24 protein-coding genes are annotated in these 13,377 nt (G+C 44.9%); all 24 read left to right on the forward strand.

The features are described 5' to 3' along the window. Window positions 1–63: 63 nt before the first annotated feature. The 24 genes from rpsL to rpmD all read left to right on the forward strand — a co-directional run bounded on the left by rpsL (window position 64) and on the right by rpmD (window position 13,376). Window positions 64–435: a 30S ribosomal protein S12 gene (gene rpsL / locus ABFY09_RS13630; RefSeq protein ID WP_013659444.1), complete on the forward strand. Its 372-nt coding sequence runs from the start codon at window positions 64–66 to the stop codon at window positions 433–435. 99 nt (window positions 436–534) lie between these two features. Then, the gene (rpsG, locus tag ABFY09_RS13635; RefSeq protein ID WP_317005403.1) at window positions 535–1,008 is read left to right on the forward strand and encodes a 30S ribosomal protein S7; all 474 of its coding nucleotides are present in this window, start codon (window positions 535–537) and stop codon (window positions 1,006–1,008) included. A 21-nt stretch (window positions 1,009–1,029) separates the two neighbouring features. Beyond that, window positions 1,030–3,123, forward strand: a complete 2,094-nt coding sequence (fusA, locus tag ABFY09_RS13640; RefSeq protein WP_347984843.1) for an elongation factor G — start codon at window positions 1,030–1,032, stop codon at window positions 3,121–3,123. Between the two features lie 35 nt (window positions 3,124–3,158). Next, window positions 3,159–4,382 carry an elongation factor Tu gene (gene tuf / locus ABFY09_RS13645; RefSeq protein WP_347984844.1) on the forward strand — a complete coding sequence of 408 codons (1,224 nt, stop codon included), beginning with the start codon at window positions 3,159–3,161 and terminating at the stop codon, window positions 4,380–4,382. A 196-nt stretch (window positions 4,383–4,578) separates the two neighbouring features. Beyond that, a complete protein-coding gene (gene rpsJ, locus ABFY09_RS13650; protein ID WP_012071937.1) occupies window positions 4,579–4,890 on the forward strand; it encodes a 30S ribosomal protein S10 in 312 nt (103 codons plus the stop codon). A 127-nt stretch (window positions 4,891–5,017) separates the two neighbouring features. Next, window positions 5,018–5,656: a 50S ribosomal protein L3 gene (gene rplC, locus ABFY09_RS13655; protein ID WP_347984845.1), complete on the forward strand. Its 639-nt coding sequence runs from the start codon at window positions 5,018–5,020 to the stop codon at window positions 5,654–5,656. Between the two features lie 12 nt (window positions 5,657–5,668). Continuing rightward, a complete protein-coding gene (gene rplD, locus ABFY09_RS13660; RefSeq protein WP_347984846.1) occupies window positions 5,669–6,274 on the forward strand; it encodes a 50S ribosomal protein L4 in 606 nt (201 codons plus the stop codon). Next, window positions 6,271–6,567, forward strand: a complete 297-nt coding sequence (rplW, locus tag ABFY09_RS13665) for a 50S ribosomal protein L23 (protein WP_191596020.1) — start codon at window positions 6,271–6,273, stop codon at window positions 6,565–6,567. The genes rplD and rplW overlap by 4 nt, the downstream gene beginning before the upstream one ends. A 14-nt stretch (window positions 6,568–6,581) precedes the next feature. Next, on the forward strand, window positions 6,582–7,406 hold the full coding sequence (gene rplB / locus ABFY09_RS13670) for a 50S ribosomal protein L2 (RefSeq protein WP_347984847.1): 825 nt from the start codon (window positions 6,582–6,584) through the stop codon (window positions 7,404–7,406). Between the two features lie 15 nt (window positions 7,407–7,421). Next, window positions 7,422–7,697, forward strand: coding sequence for a 30S ribosomal protein S19 (gene rpsS / locus ABFY09_RS13675; protein WP_036163121.1), 276 nt, complete (start codon window positions 7,422–7,424; stop codon window positions 7,695–7,697). A gap of 14 nt (window positions 7,698–7,711) precedes the next feature. Beyond that, entirely contained in the window at window positions 7,712–8,044 is a 333-nt protein-coding gene (gene rplV / locus ABFY09_RS13680; protein WP_110577367.1) for a 50S ribosomal protein L22, read from the forward strand. 14 nt (window positions 8,045–8,058) lie between these two features. Then, a complete protein-coding gene (rpsC, locus tag ABFY09_RS13685; RefSeq protein ID WP_317005398.1) occupies window positions 8,059–8,739 on the forward strand; it encodes a 30S ribosomal protein S3 in 681 nt (226 codons plus the stop codon). Between the two features lie 10 nt (window positions 8,740–8,749). Continuing rightward, window positions 8,750–9,163, forward strand: a complete 414-nt coding sequence (rplP, locus tag ABFY09_RS13690; protein WP_133004497.1) for a 50S ribosomal protein L16 — start codon at window positions 8,750–8,752, stop codon at window positions 9,161–9,163. After that, a complete protein-coding gene (rpmC, locus tag ABFY09_RS13695) occupies window positions 9,164–9,355 on the forward strand; it encodes a 50S ribosomal protein L29 (protein ID WP_317005397.1) in 192 nt (63 codons plus the stop codon). Window position 9,356: 1 nt separating this feature from the next. Beyond that, a complete protein-coding gene (rpsQ, locus tag ABFY09_RS13700) occupies window positions 9,357–9,617 on the forward strand; it encodes a 30S ribosomal protein S17 (protein WP_013797833.1) in 261 nt (86 codons plus the stop codon). Between the two features lie 51 nt (window positions 9,618–9,668). Further along, window positions 9,669–10,037 (forward strand): 50S ribosomal protein L14, encoded by a 369-nt coding sequence (gene rplN, locus ABFY09_RS13705; protein WP_067020125.1) that lies wholly within the window; start codon window positions 9,669–9,671, stop codon window positions 10,035–10,037. A gap of 16 nt (window positions 10,038–10,053) precedes the next feature. Further along, window positions 10,054–10,371 (forward strand): 50S ribosomal protein L24, encoded by a 318-nt coding sequence (gene rplX, locus ABFY09_RS13710; RefSeq protein WP_317005395.1) that lies wholly within the window; start codon window positions 10,054–10,056, stop codon window positions 10,369–10,371. Between the two features lie 17 nt (window positions 10,372–10,388). Next, entirely contained in the window at window positions 10,389–10,928 is a 540-nt protein-coding gene (gene rplE / locus ABFY09_RS13715; RefSeq protein ID WP_347984848.1) for a 50S ribosomal protein L5, read from the forward strand. A gap of 12 nt (window positions 10,929–10,940) precedes the next feature. After that, entirely contained in the window at window positions 10,941–11,246 is a 306-nt protein-coding gene (rpsN, locus tag ABFY09_RS13720; RefSeq protein ID WP_347984849.1) for a 30S ribosomal protein S14, read from the forward strand. 131 nt (window positions 11,247–11,377) lie between these two features. Then, complete coding sequence (gene rpsH / locus ABFY09_RS13725; protein WP_347984850.1) at window positions 11,378–11,770, forward strand: 30S ribosomal protein S8; 393 nt, start codon at window positions 11,378–11,380, stop codon at window positions 11,768–11,770. Between the two features lie 8 nt (window positions 11,771–11,778). Then, the gene (rplF, locus tag ABFY09_RS13730) at window positions 11,779–12,312 is read left to right on the forward strand and encodes a 50S ribosomal protein L6 (RefSeq protein WP_347984851.1); all 534 of its coding nucleotides are present in this window, start codon (window positions 11,779–11,781) and stop codon (window positions 12,310–12,312) included. Between the two features lie 10 nt (window positions 12,313–12,322). Next, complete coding sequence (gene rplR, locus ABFY09_RS13735) at window positions 12,323–12,673, forward strand: 50S ribosomal protein L18 (protein ID WP_347984852.1); 351 nt, start codon at window positions 12,323–12,325, stop codon at window positions 12,671–12,673. A 10-nt stretch (window positions 12,674–12,683) separates the two neighbouring features. Beyond that, complete coding sequence (gene rpsE, locus ABFY09_RS13740; RefSeq protein WP_317005390.1) at window positions 12,684–13,184, forward strand: 30S ribosomal protein S5; 501 nt, start codon at window positions 12,684–12,686, stop codon at window positions 13,182–13,184. A gap of 6 nt (window positions 13,185–13,190) precedes the next feature. Further along, on the forward strand, window positions 13,191–13,376 hold the full coding sequence (rpmD, locus tag ABFY09_RS13745; protein WP_036163144.1) for a 50S ribosomal protein L30: 186 nt from the start codon (window positions 13,191–13,193) through the stop codon (window positions 13,374–13,376). The last annotated feature ends 1 nt before the right edge of the window (window position 13,377 follow it).

Here is a 13,377-nt window from a genome sequence, read left to right on the forward strand (position 1 = left end):
AACTTGCGCCTCCTTAATTTTGGCGATTTCCGCCATAAGAATTGGATTTGTGGAGCTTGTCTAATGGCAACCGTTAACCAGTTGGTTCGTAAACCACGTAAACGTAAAGTGGCAAAGAGTGACGTACCTGCGTTACAAGCTTGTCCGCAACGCCGCGGTGTCTGCACTCGCGTATATACTACTACACCTAAAAAGCCTAACTCGGCTTTGCGTAAAGTATGTCGTGTTCGCTTGACTAACGGCTTTGAAGTAACTTCCTACATTGGTGGTGAAGGTCACAATCTACAAGAACACAGTGTTGTACTGATCCGTGGCGGTCGTGTAAAAGATTTGCCAGGTGTTCGTTATCACACAGTTCGCGGTAGTTTAGATACTTCAGGCGTACAAAATCGTAAGCAAGGTCGTTCTAAATACGGTACTAAACGTCCTAAGTAAGTTAATACTGCTTAGGTCATCGTTTAGACATAATTTTGTAATACAGTAAGGCCGAGCAATTGTTGAATTGTCTCGGGCGAACCTGAAGAGGGTATAGAAATGCCAAGAAGACGCGTCGTCGCAAAGCGTGATGTCCTTCCGGATCCTAAACACGGAAGCCAACTACTCGCTAAATTCATTAACCACGTAATGGTTAGTGGTAAAAAATCTGTTGCAGAGAGTATCGTATATAACGCTCTAAACACTGTTGCAGAGCGCGCTAAAACTGAAGAGCCTATGGCTGTCTTCGAAAAAGCACTAGAATCTATCCAACCAATGGTTGAGGTTAAATCTCGCCGCGTTGGTGGTGCAACTTATCAAGTTCCTGTTGAGGTACGTCCAGCTCGTCGCGCAGCTTTGTCTATGCGTTGGTTGGTTGATGCTTCTCGCAAACGTGGTGAGAAATCAATGGCTCTACGCCTAGCTGGCGAAATTTTAGATGCTGCTGAGAATAAAGGTTCTGCTGTTAAGAAACGTGAAGACGTTCATCGTATGGCAGAAGCGAACAAAGCATTTTCTCATTACCGTTTCTAATCTCCTGGAGAGCTATACACAGTGGCACGTAAAACACCTATCAACCGCTACCGTAATATTGGTATTTGTGCGCACGTTGATGCAGGTAAAACGACGACAACTGAACGCGTTCTTTTCTATACAGGTCTGTCTCATAAAATAGGTGAGGTGCACGATGGTGCGGCTACTATGGATTGGATGGAGCAAGAACAAGAGCGCGGTATTACAATCACTTCAGCCGCAACAACTTGCTTTTGGAGTGGTATGAGTAAACAGTTTGAACAGCATCGTATCAATATTATTGATACGCCTGGGCACGTAGATTTCACTATTGAAGTGGAGCGTTCTTTGCGTGTTTTGGATGGTGCCGTTGTTGTGCTTTGTGGTTCTTCCGGTGTGCAGCCTCAGACAGAGACTGTATGGCGACAAGCGAATAAATATGAAGTGCCTCGTATGGTGTTCGTCAATAAGATGGACCGAACAGGTGCGGATTATTTTTCGGTTGTTGAGCAGCTTAAAACTCGCCTAGGAGCAAATGCTGTTCCTATTCAAATTAACATCGGTACTGAAGATGACTTCAAGGGTGTTGTTGATTTGATTCTCATGAAAGCCATTATGTGGAATGAAGAAGATCAAGGTATGTCTTACGCATTGGAAGATATACCTGCCGACCTTCTTGAGACTGCTGAAGGATGGCGAGAAGAGATGGTGGAAGCGGCTGCGGAAGCAAATGAAGAGTTAATGGATAAGTACCTTGAAGAAGGTGAGTTGTCTATTGAAGAAATTAAAAGTGGCTTGCGTGCACGAACTTTAGCGAATGACATTGTTCTCGTTACTTGTGGTTCGGCCTTTAAAAATAAAGGTGTGCAGGCTGTTTTGGATGCTGTTGTTGAATACATGCCTTCACCGCTTGAAGTTAAAGCGATTGAAGGGACACTTGAGGATGGCGAAACGGCTGTTACTCGAGTGGCTGATGATGAGGCTCCTTTCTCTGCATTGGCGTTCAAAATAGCAACCGATCCGTTTGTTGGTACTTTGACATTCATGCGTGTGTACTCTGGTATGTTGCGTTCAGGTGATGCAGTTTACAACTCTGTTAAACAGAAGCGTGAGCGTATCGGTCGGATGGTTCAGATGCATGCAAATGATCGTGAAGAGATTAAAGAAGTGTTAGCGGGTGACATCGCTGCAGCTGTAGGTATGAAGTACGTAACTACAGGAGATACTCTTTGTGATATGAGTGATGTTGTTGTACTTGAGCGTATGGAATTTCCTGAGCCTGTTATTTCGGTTGCGGTTGAGCCTAAATCTCAAGCGGATCAAGAAAAAATGGGTGTCGCGTTGGGTAAGCTGGCGCAAGAAGACCCTTCTTTTCGTGTGGAGACGCATGAAGAGACGGGGCAAACAATTATCTCAGGTATGGGTGAGCTGCACCTAGATATTCTTGTTGACCGTATGCGTCGAGAGTTTAAGGTGGAGGCGAACATTGGTAAGCCTCAAGTTTCCTACCGAGAAAAAATTCGCAAAGAAGTGGTGGTTAATCACAAGTTTGTGCGTCAATCTGGTGGTCGTGGCCAATACGGTCACGTCGTAATGAAGTTGATTCCATCTGATAAGGATGGTCTTGAATTTATTAACGAGATTGTTGGTGGTGTTATTCCTAAAGAATACATCCCTGCGATAGAAAAAGGTGTTTCAGAGCAAATGAAGAATGGTGTCATTGCTGGGTATCCTTTGTTGGGTCTTAAAGTGGTATTATTCGATGGTTCATTCCATGATGTTGACTCTAATGAAATGGCCTTTAAAATTGCAGCTTCTCAAGGTTTGAGGAAAGGAGCGGTTGATGCTGATCCTTGTGTTCTTGAGCCGGTAATGAAAGTGGAAGTTGTGACTCCTGAAGAATATATGGGCGATGTGATGGGTGACTTGAATCGTCGTCGAGGTATTGTTCAGGGGATGGACGATTCCCCGTCAGGGAAGATTATTCGAGCTGAAGTTCCTCTCGGGGAGATGTTCGGATATGCAACTGACGTGCGTAGCTTGTCGCAAGGGCGTGCAAGTTATGCGATGGAGTTTGAGAAATACGCTGAAGCACCGGCTAGTGTGGCAGACGCGATCATCAAAAATGAAGATTAATCATCATACTTACTATTACTTAAGGTGTATGTATCATGGCAAAAGAAAAGTTCGAACGTAGTAAACCACACGTAAACGTTGGTACTATCGGTCACGTTGACCACGGTAAAACAACTCTAACAGCAGCACTTACTCGTGTATGTGCAGAAGTATTCGGCGGCGAAGCTGTTGCTTTTGACGGTATCGATAATGCTCCTGAAGAGCGTGAGCGTGGTATCACAATCTCTACTTCTCACGTAGAGTATGATTCTCCAACTCGTCACTATGCACATGTAGACTGTCCTGGACACGCCGATTATGTTAAAAACATGATCACTGGTGCGGCTCAAATGGACGGTGCTATCCTTGTTTGTGGTGCGACTGATGGTCCTATGCCTCAAACACGTGAGCACATCCTTCTTTCTCGTCAAGTAGGTGTACCTTACATCGTTGTTTTCCTAAACAAAGCTGACTTGTTGGCTGAAGACTGTGGTGGTGCGGATTCTGAAGAATACGCTGAAATGCTAGAATTGGTTGAAATGGAGTTGCGTGACCTTCTTTCTGAATACGACTTCCCGGGTGATGATACTCCAATCATCCCAGGTTCTGCTTTGATGGCATTGAACGGTGAAGACGGCAACGAAATGGGTACTACTGCAGTTAAGAAACTAGTTGAAACTCTAGATTCTTATATTCCAGAGCCAGAGCGTGCAATCGACGGTGCATTCATTATGCCTATCGAGGATGTATTCTCTATCCAGGGTCGTGGTACGGTTGTAACTGGTCGTGTTGAGCGCGGTATCATTCGTGTTCAAGAAGAAGTTGAAATCGTTGGTATCGTTGATACTACGAAGACAACTTGTACTGGTGTTGAGATGTTCCGTAAACTTCTTGACGAAGGTCGTGCTGGTGAGAACTGTGGTATCCTTCTGCGTGGTACTAAGCGTGAAGACGTTCAGCGTGGTCAAGTATTGGCTAAGCCTGGTTCTATCACTCCTCACACTGAGTTTACTGCAGAAGTATATGTGTTGGGTAAAGATGAAGGTGGTCGTCATACTCCATTCTTCAAAGGCTACCGTCCACAGTTCTACTTCCGTACAACTGATGTAACTGGTGCTTGTTCTCTACCTGAAGGTGTAGAAATGGTTATGCCTGGCGATAACATTCAGATGACTGTTGAACTAATTCATCCAATCGCGATGGACGAAGGTCTACGTTTCGCGATCCGTGAAGGTGGTCGTACAGTTGGTGCTGGTGTTGTAGCTAAAATTCTTAAATAATTAGACTTTGTTCTAGTTAGGTAAGTTTTAAAAGCCGTCCTTAGTGGGCGGCTTTTTTATTGGTTTATTTTTGTTGCTTATAAATTGGTTACTTGACAACCAGTTTCTGAGTGGCTAATATTCGCCGTCCTTAAAAAGGATTGTGGTTTAATAAATGTACAGTTAAACCATAAATACACAGTATTTGGAGTTGGAAATGCAAAGCCAAAAAATCCGTATTCGTCTGAAAGCGTTTGATCATCGTCTGATTGATGCTTCAACACAAGAAATTGTGGACACAGCGAAACGTACAGGTGCACAAGTTCGTGGGCCAATTCCACTTCCTACTCGCAAAGAGCGTTATACAGTATTGATTTCACCACACGTAAACAAAGATGCGCGTGATCAGTATGAAATCCGTACACACAAACGTGTTCTAGACATTGTTGAGCCAACTGAAAAAACAGTTGACGCTTTGATGAAGCTGGATCTTGCGGCAGGCGTGGAAGTACAAATTTCTTTAGGTTAATAACCTAAAATCTGGGGTGCGAGAACCGATTGGTTATCAGTCGGCTTATGCACATTAGTGGAATGATCTGGAATGGTCAGCCGTAGCGGGTGATAGCCCCATACACAACTGGCAAGTGAGGTAAAAAATGGCTATTCAATTAGTCGGACGCAAAGCCGGAATGACACGTGTCTTCACAGAAGAGGGTGTATCCGTGCCAGTAACCGTCATCGAGGTTGAACCGAACCGCGTTACTCAGGTGAAAACAGCGGAAACTGACGGCTATCAAGCCGTTCAAGTGACTGTGGGTTCTCGCCGTTCGAGCCGCGTTAACAAAGCTGCTGCGGGTCATTATGCAAAAGCAAATGTTGAGGCAGGTCGTGGTTTGTGGGAGTTCCGCCTGGCAGGTGATGAAAAAGAAATCAATGTTGGTGATGAGCTAACTGTTGCTGATTTCGAATCTATCCAAACGGTTGATGTAACTGGTCAATCAAAGGGTAAAGGGTTTCAGGGTGCCATCAAGCGTCATAATTTTTCTATGCAAGACGCTACGCATGGTAACTCATTGTCTCACCGTGCACCTGGCTCCATCGGTCAATGTCAAACACCTGGTCGTGTTTGGAAAGGCAAGAAGATGGCTGGCCACATGGGTGCTGCACAAGTTACTACTCAATCACTAGAAGTGGTTCGTGTAGACGCAGAGCGTAACCTTATCCTAGTGAAAGGTGCCGTACCTGGTGCAGTGAATGGTGATGTTATTCTTCAATCAGCTGTTAAAGCTCGCTAAGAGGGGTAGACAATGAACTTGAATCTAACAGGCGCAAAAGGAACAGTAGAAGTTTCTGATGTAGCCTTTGCTCGTGAATACAACGAAGCGCTAGTGCACCAAGTAGTTACATCTTACTTGGCTGGCGGTCGTCAAGGTTCTCGTGCTCAAAAAACTCGCTCTGAAGTAGCCGGTGGTGGACGTAAACCTTGGAAACAAAAAGGTTCTGGTCGTGCACGTGCAGGTACTATCCGTAGCCCATTATGGCGCTCAGGTGGTGTTACCTTCGCTGCGAAACCACAAGATCACTCTCAGAAAGTGAACAAGAAGATGTACCGTGCAGCAATGCGCACCATCTGGTCTGAGCTTGTACGTCAAGACCGTCTTGTTGTGGTTGAAGATCTTAAATTGGAAGCCCCAAAAACTAAGCTCTTCATAGCAAAAATGACAGAGTTGAATGTTGAGAATGCTTTGATTGTTTCCCATGAATTGGATGACAATTTGTTTTTAGCAGCTCGCAACATTCCTAGCGTAGATGTGCGTGATGCAGCGTCTATCGATCCTGTTAGCTTGATTGCTTACGACAAAGTGTTGGTGACAGTTGGTGCTCTGAAACAAGTTGAGGAGGCACTAGCATGATCGGCGAACGCATTTATAAAGTTCTGTTGGGTCCACACATTTCCGAAAAAGCAACGATCGTAGCTGAGGGCAACGGTCAGTATGTATTTCGTGTAACGGGTGATGCGACAAAACCTGAAATCAAACAAGCTATCGAAGCGCTTTTTGAAGTCAAAGTTGAGTCTGTACGTACGTTGAACCAAAAAGGTAAGACTAAGCGCACAGTTCGTGGTCTAGGTAAGCGTAGTGACGTGAAAAAAGCGTACGTTCGTTTGGCCGAAGGTCAAGACATTGATTTCATGGTCGCTGAATAAGGGGAGATAGGTCAATGGCTGTTGTAAAAAGTAAGCCAACGTCTGCAGGCCGTCGTCACGTTGTTAAAGTTACCAACAGTGACTTGCATAAAGGCGCACCTTATGCACCTTTGCTAGACAAAAAGAGCAAGTCAGGTGGACGTAACAATAACGGACGCATCACTACGCGTCACGTAGGTGGTGGTCATAAGCAGCATTATCGTATGGTTGATTTTCGTCGTAACAAAGATGGAATTCCTGCGGTAGTTGAGCGTTTGGAATATGATCCAAACCGTTCTGCAAATATTGCATTGATTAAATATGCTGATGGTGAGCGTCGTTACATTATCGCTTCCAAAGGTATGGTTGCAGGCAATGTTGTTTTTAGTGGTGCAGATGCGCCTATCAAAGCTGGTAATACTTTGCCTCTGCAAAATATTCCAGTTGGTAGTACGGTTCACTGTATTGAGCTTAAGCCAGGTAAAGGTGCACAAGTTGCGCGTTCTGCCGGTGCTTCAGCTCAGCTAGTTGCACGTGAAGGTCGTTACGTTACTCTTCGTCTACGTTCAGGCGAAATGCGTAAAGTATTGACTGAGTGTCGCGCCACTTTGGGTGAAGTATCAAACTCTGAGCATAGCTTGCGAGTTCTTGGTAAAGCTGGTGCTACGCGTTGGCGTGGTGTTCGTCCTACCGTTCGCGGTGCGGCAATGAACCCAGTTGATCACCCACATGGTGGTGGTGAAGGTCGTAGTAAGGGTGGTCGTCATCCTGTTTCGCCTTGGGGTATTCCTGCTAAAGGGTACAAAACACGCAGCAACAAGCGTACTGATAAACTTATTGTACGTCGCCGTACTAAGTAATAAGAGGAAACGACTGTGCCACGTTCACTAAAAAAAGGTCCTTTTATCGACCTTCATTTGTTGAAAAAGGTAGAGGCTGCGGTAGAGAAAAAAGATCGTCGTCCAATTAAAACTTGGTCGCGCCGTTCTACTATCTTCCCTGATTTTGTAGGGTTGACTATCGCTGTCCATAATGGTCGCCAGCATGTTCCAGTTCTAGTAACTGAAGATATGGTCGGTCATAAATTGGGTGAGTTCGCTCCGACCCGTACATATCGTGGTCATGCTGCGGACAAGAAAGCCAAACGGTAATAAGGGGTATTAACATGAGTGAAGTAAGCGCTTCATTGAAGGGTGCTCGCCTCTCAGCGCAGAAGGCCCGTTTGGTTGTAGATCAAATCCGCGGCAAATCTGTTAGCGAAGCACTGAACATTTTAACGTTCAGTCCTAAAAAGGCGGCAGTAATTGTCAAGAAGGTACTTGAGTCTGCGATAGCAAATGCTGAGCATAACGAAGGTGCTGATGTAGATGACTTGCGTGTTTCTACGGCGTATGTGGATGAGGCAATGACTCTGAAACGTATTATGCCACGTGCTAAAGGCCGTGCTGACCGTATTTTGAAACGCGGTTGTCACATAACAGTTAAAGTCGCTGACTAATTAGGAGAAACCCAATGGGTCAGAAGGTTCATCCAACTGGTATACGCCTAGGGATAGTTAAAGATCATACTTCTACTTGGTATGCGAATAATCAAAACTACTCTAAGCTGCTATTAAATGATCTTCAGGTTCGTGAGTACTTGGAGAAAAAATTGGTTCAGGCATCTGTTTCTCGTATCGAGATTCAACGTCCTGCTCAGACAGCTCGCATTACTATTCATACTGCCCGTCCAGGTATCGTGATTGGTAAGAAAGGCGAAGATGTTGAAAAGCTACGTAATGCTATTTCAGAAATGATGGGCGTTCCTGTGCATATCAATATCGAAGAAATTCGTAAGCCTGAAATGGACGCAAAATTGGTTGCAGCAAATATTGCGAGCCAACTTGAGCGCCGCGTAATGTTCCGTCGTGCAATGAAGCGTGCAGTACAAAACGCTATGCGTGCCGGTGCAAAGGGTATCAAGGTTCAGGTAAGTGGTCGTCTAGGTGGTGCAGAAATTGCCCGTGCTGAGTGGTACCGTGAAGGTCGTGTGCCTCTACATACACTACGTGCAGACATCGACTACGCTCCTTATGAAGCAAACACAACTTACGGCATTATTGGTGTAAAAGTGTGGATCTTTAAAGGTGAAATCTTGGGCGGTATTGAACAAGTGCGTGCTGATAAAGGCGCACAAAAGAAGAAGTCTAAGTAGGGGGTAAGTCATGTTACAACCGAAACGTACTAAGTTCCGTAAAATGATGAAAGGCCGTAATCGCGGTCTTGCATTACGCGGGAACCAAGTTAGCTTTGGTGAATTCGGATTGAAGTCCACAGAGCGTGGTCGTATTACTGCTCGTCAAATTGAAGCGGCGCGTCGTGCAATGACTCGTCACATCAAACGTGGTGGTAAAATCTGGATTCGTGTTTTCCCTGATAAACCGATTACTCAGAAGCCTCTTGAGGTTCGTCAGGGTAAAGGTAAGGGTAATGTAGAATATTGGGTTGCACAAATTCAGCCTGGTAAGATGCTTTATGAAGTTGAGGGCGTTTCAGAGCAACTAGCACGCGAAGCTTTTGCGCTAGCTGCAGCTAAACTTCCTTTGTCCACAACTTTCGTAACGCGTACGGTGATGTAGATGATAGCAAAAGAACTGCAAGAAAAGTCTGTAGCAGAGCTACAAGCGACCTTGATTGAGCTTTTACGTGAGCAATTCACATTGCGCATGCAGAAAGCGACTGGTCAGTTGACGCAAACTCATTTGCTTTCTCAAGTCCGCCGCAATATCGCACGTGTTAAAACCGTGCTTAATGATAAGGCAGGTAACTAAGATGGCAGAAACAAAAGCGCGTACAGCTACTGGTAAGGTAGTCAGCGACAAAATGGATAAAACCATTACAGTACTAGTTGAGCGTACAGAAAAACACCCTCTATACGGTAAGTTCGTACGTCGTTCAACAAAATTACACGCTCACGATGAAAACAATGAGTGCCAGATCGGTGATACAGTTAAGGTCGTAGAAACACGTCCTTACTCTAAGTCTAAGACTTGGAATCTGGTTCAAGTTGTAGAGAAAGCGGCAGCTGTATAGGCTGCTCCTTCCTTCGTGAGACTTGTTATCTAATTTGATTGGAGAGCAGTAATGATTCAAACAGAATCGATGCTTGATGTTGCAGATAACAGCGGCGCAAAGCGTGTTCAGTGTATTAAAGTACTGGGTGGCTCACATCGTCGTTATGCTGCTATCGGTGACATCATTAAGGTCACAGTGAAAGAAGCGATCCCTCGTGGTCGTGTTAAAAAAGGGCAGGTTCTTAACGCTGTTGTCGTTAGAACTAAGAAAGGTGTTCGTCGCTCTGATGGTTCCGTAATCCGCTTTGATGTAAATTCAGCGGTATTGTTGAACGCTTCAGGACAGCCTATTGGTACTCGTATCTTTGGCCCTGTAACACGTGAATTGCGTACAGAGCAGTTCATGAAAATTGTTTCTCTTGCACCTGAAGTGCTGTAAGAGAGAGGGGGACATTATGCGAAAAATCAAACGTAACGACGAAGTTATTGTGATTGCTGGGAAAGACAAAGGCAAGCGCGGTAAAGTTGTTAAGGTAGTAGACGAAAACCGAGTTTTAGTTTCTGGCATTAACACTGTTAAGAAACATGAAAAACCAAACCCTATGAAGGGTTCAACTGGTGGTATCGTTGAACAAGAAGCACCTATCCAGGTTTCGAATGTAGCCATTTTTAACAATGCTACTGGTAAAGCGGATCGCGTCGGCTTTAAATTGAATGAAGACGGTACGAAAGTACGTATCTTTAAATCAAATAGTGAAGCGATCGACGCCTAAGAGCGAGAATTATAGCCATGGCGAGACTTAAGCAAGTTTATAAAGATCAAGTTGTAACAAAACTTACTGAAGAGTTTAGTTACAAGAACGTGATGGAAGTGCCGAAAATCACTAAAATCACACTAAATATGGGTGTAGGTGAAGCTATTGCTGACAAGAAACTTCTTGAGCATGCAGTAAATGATCTAGAAGCACTTAGCGGCCAAAAAGTTGTAGTGACTAAGGCGCGTAAATCGGTAGCAGGCTTTAAAATCCGTGACGGTTACCCGATCGGTTGTAAAGTGACTCTACGTGGTGAGCGTATGTGGGATTTCTTTGACCGTTTGGTTGATGTTGCTATTCCACGTATCCGTGACTTCCGTGGACTTAATCCTAAGTCTTTCGACGGTCGTGGTAACTACAGCATGGGTGTTAAAGAGCAAATCATCTTTCCTGAAATCGACTACGATAAAGTAGACCGTGTACGTGGTATGGATATTACCATTACAACGACTGCTCGTACCGATGAAGAAGGTCGTGCTTTGTTAGCCGCCTTTAGTTTCCCTTTCAAGAAATAAGAGGTAGGAATCATGGCAAAGATCTCAATGATTCAGCGCGAAGCAAAACGTACTAGATTAGTAGCTAAGTACGCTGAAAAGCGTGCTGCTCTAAAAGCGATCATTAGCGACGTTAATGCATCGGACGATGAAAAGTGGGAAGCAACGCTGAAACTGCAAGCGCTTCCACGCGATTCATCTTCTTCTCGCCAGCGTAACCGTTGTCAAGTAACGGGTCGTCCGCACGGTGTTTACCGTCGCTTCGGCTTATCTCGTATCAAACTGCGTGAAGCAGCGATGCGCGGTGATGTGCCAGGCTTGAAGAAAGCTAGTTGGTAAGCAAGTAGAGCGCGATCATAATACATTGCAGTGAGTGGGGTGTCTAAAAGCTGGACATTCCGCTCGCTGCTGTGTACTATGCGCGAGCTCTATTTGCTGCACAATGGTTTTTTTAAATTAGGAGCTCTTAAATGAGTATGCAAGATACCCTTGCGGATATGTTTACACGTATTCGTAATGCACAGATGGCTTCAAAGACATCTGTGAGCATGCCTTCATCAAAAATGAAAGCATCTATCGCTGCAGTTTTACGCGAAGAAGGTTACGTAGGTGACTTCTCTGTAGACGAAGCGGTGAAACCGACTCTTACTATCGAATTGAAATATTACGAAGGTAAGCCGGTTATCGAACAAATTAAACGCGCATCTCGCCCAAGTTTGCGTCAATACAAAGGCACTACTTCACTTCCTAAAGTAGAAGCAGGTCTTGGTGTTGCTATCATATCTACTTCTAAAGGTGTGATGACAGATCGTGCAGCTCGTGCTGCTGGTATCGGTGGCGAAGTAATCTGCACAGTATTCTAGGAGTTAGTATGTCTCGAGTTGCTAATAGTCCCGTGACGCTTCCTAGTGGTGTAGATTTGACACTAAATGGCCAAAATGTCGTCGTTAAAGGCGGTAAAGGTTCTTTAGAGTTTAACATTCACACAAGCGTACAAGTGTCTAAAGAAGAAAATGTAATCACTTTCGCTCCACGCGATGGTGCAAAACAAAGCCGTGCCTTAGCTGGTACAACTCGTGCTTTAGTTAACAACATGGTTGTTGGTGTTAGCCAAGGTTTCGAAAAAAGATTGCTTCTTCAAGGTGTTGGTTACCGTGCTGCCGTTAAAGGTAAAGTACTGAACCTTTCTCTGGGTTTTTCTCATCCAGTAGATTACGAACTACCTGAAGGCATAACAGCTGAATGTGCTTCTCAAACAGAGATCGTGATCCGCGGTATTGATAAACAAGCCGTTGGTCAGGTTGCTGCAGAAGTTCGCGGTTTCCGTCCGCCTGAGCCTTATAAAGGTAAAGGTGTTCGTTATGCTGACGAGATTATTCGTCGTAAAGAAGCTAAGAAGAAGTAGGTAAGCATTCATGAACACTAAAAAACAATCTCGGATTCGTCGTGCACGTCGTGCTCGTTTGCATATTCGTGACTTAGGTGCGAATCGTCTTGCTGTACATCGCACGCCTCGCCATATGTATGCTCAAGTGATTTCTCCTTGCGGTAGTAAAGTGCTAGCTAGTGCTTCTACTCTTGAAGAAGCTCTTCGTAGTACAGCGACTGGTAACAAAGCAGCAGCTAAAGAAGTTGGTACTTTGATCGCTACTCGCGCGAAAGAAGCAGGTGTCACTTCGGTCGCTTTTGATCGTTCTGGCTTCAAATATCATGGTCGCGTTCAAGCTCTTGCTGACGCTGCACGTGAAGCCGGTCTAGAGTTTTAAGGGGTAGCAAATGGCTGTTAATGATCAACAAACTAGCGACCTCCAAGAGAAGCTAGTTCAAGTAAACCGCGTTGCTAAAGTTGTTAAGGGTGGTCGTATTTTCTCTTTCACAGCTTTGACAGTTGTCGGTGATGGAAATGGTAAAGTTGGCTTTGGTCGCGGTAAGGCGCGTGAAGTTCCACAGGCTATTCAAAAAGCTATGGAACAAGCACGTCGCAATATGGTTTCTGTAAAACTTGACGGTGATACGCTTCAGTATCCTGTTAAAGCATCTCATGGTGCTTCAAAAGTTTACATGCAACCTGCGTCTCAAGGTACTGGTGTTATCGCCGGTGGTGCAATGCGTGCGGTTCTTGAAATCGCTGGCGTACACAACGTATTGGCGAAATGTTACGGTTCTACAAACCCTGTAAACGTGGTTCGCGCTACGATCAAGGGTTTGCAGGATATGAAAGCGCCTGAGCAAATCGCGGCAAAACGCGGTAAGTCAGTCGATCAAATTTTGGGGTAATGTGTTATGGCGAATAATACCATCACAGTTCAACTAACCCGTAGCCCGATCGGTCGTCTTCCAAAGCACCGTGAAACTGTAAAAGGTTTGGGTTTACGCAAAGTTGGCCAAACTCGTGAGTTGGAAGATACACCAGCGGTACGTGGTATGGTTAATAAAGTTTATTACATGGTTAAAGTGGTAGGAGAGTAAT

This window comes from Marinomonas sp. 5E14-1 (assembly GCF_039939215.1).
Taxonomy (GTDB): domain Bacteria; phylum Pseudomonadota; class Gammaproteobacteria; order Pseudomonadales; family Marinomonadaceae; genus Marinomonas.

Coding starts and splice junctions, on each gene's coding strand:
- rpsL (WP_013659444.1), top strand. CDS start 64: ATGGCAACCGTTAACCAGTTGGTTCGTAAACCACGTAAACGTAAAGTG.
- rpsG (WP_317005403.1), top strand. CDS start 535: ATGCCAAGAAGACGCGTCGTCGCAAAGCGTGATGTCCTTCCGGATCCT.
- tuf (WP_347984844.1), top strand. CDS start 3,159: ATGGCAAAAGAAAAGTTCGAACGTAGTAAACCACACGTAAACGTTGGT.
- rpsJ (WP_012071937.1), top strand. CDS start 4,579: ATGCAAAGCCAAAAAATCCGTATTCGTCTGAAAGCGTTTGATCATCGT.
- rplC (WP_347984845.1), top strand. CDS start 5,018: ATGGCTATTCAATTAGTCGGACGCAAAGCCGGAATGACACGTGTCTTC.
- rplD (WP_347984846.1), top strand. CDS start 5,669: ATGAACTTGAATCTAACAGGCGCAAAAGGAACAGTAGAAGTTTCTGAT.
- rplW (WP_191596020.1), top strand. CDS start 6,271: ATGATCGGCGAACGCATTTATAAAGTTCTGTTGGGTCCACACATTTCC.
- rplB (WP_347984847.1), top strand. CDS start 6,582: ATGGCTGTTGTAAAAAGTAAGCCAACGTCTGCAGGCCGTCGTCACGTT.
- rplV (WP_110577367.1), top strand. CDS start 7,712: ATGAGTGAAGTAAGCGCTTCATTGAAGGGTGCTCGCCTCTCAGCGCAG.
- rpsC (WP_317005398.1), top strand. CDS start 8,059: ATGGGTCAGAAGGTTCATCCAACTGGTATACGCCTAGGGATAGTTAAA.
- rplP (WP_133004497.1), top strand. CDS start 8,750: ATGTTACAACCGAAACGTACTAAGTTCCGTAAAATGATGAAAGGCCGT.
- rpmC (WP_317005397.1), top strand. CDS start 9,164: ATGATAGCAAAAGAACTGCAAGAAAAGTCTGTAGCAGAGCTACAAGCG.
- rpsQ (WP_013797833.1), top strand. CDS start 9,357: ATGGCAGAAACAAAAGCGCGTACAGCTACTGGTAAGGTAGTCAGCGAC.
- rplN (WP_067020125.1), top strand. CDS start 9,669: ATGATTCAAACAGAATCGATGCTTGATGTTGCAGATAACAGCGGCGCA.
- rplX (WP_317005395.1), top strand. CDS start 10,054: ATGCGAAAAATCAAACGTAACGACGAAGTTATTGTGATTGCTGGGAAA.
- rplE (WP_347984848.1), top strand. CDS start 10,389: ATGGCGAGACTTAAGCAAGTTTATAAAGATCAAGTTGTAACAAAACTT.
- rpsN (WP_347984849.1), top strand. CDS start 10,941: ATGGCAAAGATCTCAATGATTCAGCGCGAAGCAAAACGTACTAGATTA.
- rpsH (WP_347984850.1), top strand. CDS start 11,378: ATGAGTATGCAAGATACCCTTGCGGATATGTTTACACGTATTCGTAAT.
- rplF (WP_347984851.1), top strand. CDS start 11,779: ATGTCTCGAGTTGCTAATAGTCCCGTGACGCTTCCTAGTGGTGTAGAT.
- rplR (WP_347984852.1), top strand. CDS start 12,323: ATGAACACTAAAAAACAATCTCGGATTCGTCGTGCACGTCGTGCTCGT.
- rpsE (WP_317005390.1), top strand. CDS start 12,684: ATGGCTGTTAATGATCAACAAACTAGCGACCTCCAAGAGAAGCTAGTT.
- rpmD (WP_036163144.1), top strand. CDS start 13,191: ATGGCGAATAATACCATCACAGTTCAACTAACCCGTAGCCCGATCGGT.